Source organism: Streptomyces phytophilus (assembly GCF_013870535.1).
Classification (GTDB): Bacteria; Actinomycetota; Actinomycetes; order Streptomycetales; family Streptomycetaceae; genus Streptomyces; species Streptomyces phytophilus.
Genome location: NZ_JACBXC010000902.1, coordinates 1 through 2502, shown reverse-complemented (window position 1 = coordinate 2502; position 2502 = coordinate 1). Strand labels below are relative to the sequence as shown.

3 protein-coding genes and 1 tRNA gene are annotated in these 2502 nt (G+C 71.1%); 3 read left to right on the top strand and 1 reads right to left on the bottom strand.

The window, feature by feature from the left end; all coding sequences use genetic code 11:
* Window positions 1-73 precede the first annotated feature (73 nt).
* The 3 genes from orn to H5J30_RS26905 all read left to right on the top strand — a co-directional run bounded on the left by orn (window position 74) and on the right by H5J30_RS26905 (window position 2242).
* Window positions 74-682 carry an oligoribonuclease gene (orn, locus tag H5J30_RS26915; RefSeq protein ID WP_181789923.1) on the top strand — a complete coding sequence of 203 codons (609 nt, stop codon included), beginning with the start codon at window positions 74-76 and terminating at the stop codon, window positions 680-682.
* Window positions 683-795: 113 nt separating this feature from the next.
* A tRNA-His gene (locus tag H5J30_RS26910) sits at window positions 796-868 on the top strand.
* A 111-nt stretch (window positions 869-979) separates the two neighbouring features.
* Window positions 980-2242, top strand: a complete 1263-nt coding sequence (locus H5J30_RS26905) for a tyrosine-type recombinase/integrase (RefSeq protein ID WP_181789922.1) — start codon at window positions 980-982, stop codon at window positions 2240-2242.
* Here the strand turns inward: H5J30_RS26905 and H5J30_RS26900 are convergent.
* Window positions 2228-2502 (bottom strand): hypothetical protein (locus H5J30_RS26900; protein ID WP_181789921.1); only part of this gene is annotated, 275 nt, incomplete at its 5' end. The genes H5J30_RS26905 and H5J30_RS26900 overlap by 15 nt on opposite strands.

Sequence of the window (2502 nt, the reverse complement as noted above, 5' to 3'; positions counted from 1 at the left end):
CGCGGCTCCGGGGCGCACTGGTGCGGCGGGCGACCGTGCCGGGACAGCGGGACCGGCACGTAGGGTGAGGTCCATGAACGATCGGATGGTCTGGATCGACTGCGAGATGACGGGCCTGTCGCTGAGGGACGACGCGCTCGTCGAGGTGGCCGCGCTCGTCACCGACTCCGAGCTGAACGTGCTCGGAGACGGCATCGACATCGTCATCCGCCCCCCGGCCGAGGCCCTCGCCTCCATGCCCGACGTCGTACGCGCCATGCACACCGCCTCCGGCCTGCTCGACGAGCTGGCCGGCGGCACCACCCTGGCGGACGCGGAACGGCAGGTGCTCGACTACGTACGCGAGTTCGTCCCCGAGCCCGGCCGCGCCCCGCTGTGCGGCAACTCCATCGGCACCGACCGCGGCTTCCTCAGCCGGGACATGCCGCACCTGGAGGGCCACCTGCACTACCGCATCGTGGACGTCTCGTCGGTCAAGGAGCTGGCCCGCCGCTGGTACCCGCGGGCCTACTTCAACAGCCCCGAGAAGGCGGGCAACCACCGGGCCCTGGCGGACATCAGGGAGAGCATCGCCGAACTCCGCTACTACCGCGAGGCGGTCTTCGTCCCCCCACCGGGCCCGGACTCGGACACCGCGAAGGCCATCGCGGCCCGCCACACCCTGGCGTCGGACGGCTCGTAACGGGGCCGCCGGCGGCACCCGGCGGCACCCGGCGGCACGGTGAAAGCCGGAAGCGAGCACCGCCGGCGACCCTGTACACTTCTAGTCGGCCGGTGCGGAAGCATCAGCTCACGGTGGGTGTAGCTCAGATGGTAGAGCACCTGGTTGTGGTCCAGGTGGCCGCGGGTTCAAGTCCCGTCACTCACCCTTGGTGATCAAGCCCCGACCTGGGGAAACAGGTCGGGGCTTCGTCATGCCCGAACCCTTGGGAACATCACGGGAACATGACCTTGAAAAACGGTCGTACCATCCCACTTCATGGCGAGCATCGTTCCCCGCCCCAAGAAGGGCGGCGAGATCACCTATCAAGTCAAATGGCGCCAGGACGGCGCGTGGCAGAGCGAGAACTTCGCCGACGAGAACCAGGCTGCGGAGTTCAAGCGCATCGTCGACGCCCACGGCAACAAGTGGCCGCCCGGCTGGGTCCGCGGCCGAGGCTTCGTCGAGGACCCCGCCCACCCCGATGACGTCCCCCTCGTGCAGTGGGCCACCCGCTACGCCGACCGCCTCACCGGCATCGACGAACGCACCCGCGACGACTACCACCGCGACATCCGTCTCCACCTCGCCCGTCTCCAGCACACCACCGTCCACGGCGCCGTCACCCCCGCCACCGTCTGCAACCTCACCGCCGACGACGTACAGGACTGGGTGCGCCTCCAGGAGAACGGCGTACGAGACCCCGACGAGCCGGAGGAATGGGTGACGCGGCCGGCCAGCCCGAAGAGCCTCCACAACCGGCACGGGCTCCTCTTCTGCGTCATGCAAGCCGCGGTCGAGCACACCCCGCCGCTGCGCCCGGGCAACCCCTGCAAGGGCACGAAGCTCCCGCGGCTCGACGACGGCACCGACGAGGAGATGACCTTCCTCGAACGCGACGAATACACCCGCGTCGCCAACGAGATCACCGACCCTGGGGCCCGGGACCTCGCCGACTTCCTCGTGGGGACGGGCCTGCGGTGGGGCGAGGCGACCGCGTTGCAGGTGCGGGACATCAACCTGGCCGCGGGCACCGTCAGCGTGGTGCGGGCGTGGAAGCGGGCGAAGAAGGGCAGCGAGAAGTCGTTCCTTGTCGGGCCGCCGAAGACGCGGCGGGCGCGCCGTGTGCTGAAGCTGACGGCGACCCAACTCGACACGGTGCGGCGGCTGGTGGCCGGGCAGGGCCCGGAGGCGTGGGTGTTCAGGACGCGCACGGGGCGGCACTGGCGGCACTCGAACTTCTACCACCGCAAGTGGCAGCCGGCGGTGGAGCGCGCCATCGAGAAGGGCCTGACAAAAAAGCCCCGCATCCACGACCTACGGCACACGCACGTCTCGTGGCTGATCGCCGCGCGGATCCCGCTCCCGGCGATCCAGCGGCGGCTGGGCCACGAGAGCATCACGACGACGGTGGACCGGTACGGGCACCTCGTGCTCGGGCTCGATGACGACATCGCGGCCGCGGTGGAGGACGCGATGGCGCCGCCGGCGCCGGGCGGGAACGTCGTGCCGCTGTTGCCGGCTGTCTCACAGGAGGCATAGGCCGAGCCGGAGGATCGGGGCGAGGTCGACGTCGAGGCACAGGAGGCTGTCGCGGGTGTCGTCCTCGTCGGGCGGGTCGGGGTCGTCGGGCGGGGTGGTGCCGCCGGTGGTCGTGTCCCCGGTGGTGGCGCCGCCGTCGGTGCTGCCCGATGTGCCGCCGCCGCTGCTGCCGCCCCCCGTGGTGCTCTCGCCCCCGCTGCTGGTGCCGGCGCTCCCGCCCGCCGTGGTGCTGCTGCTCCCCGTGGGAGGGGTGGTGACGC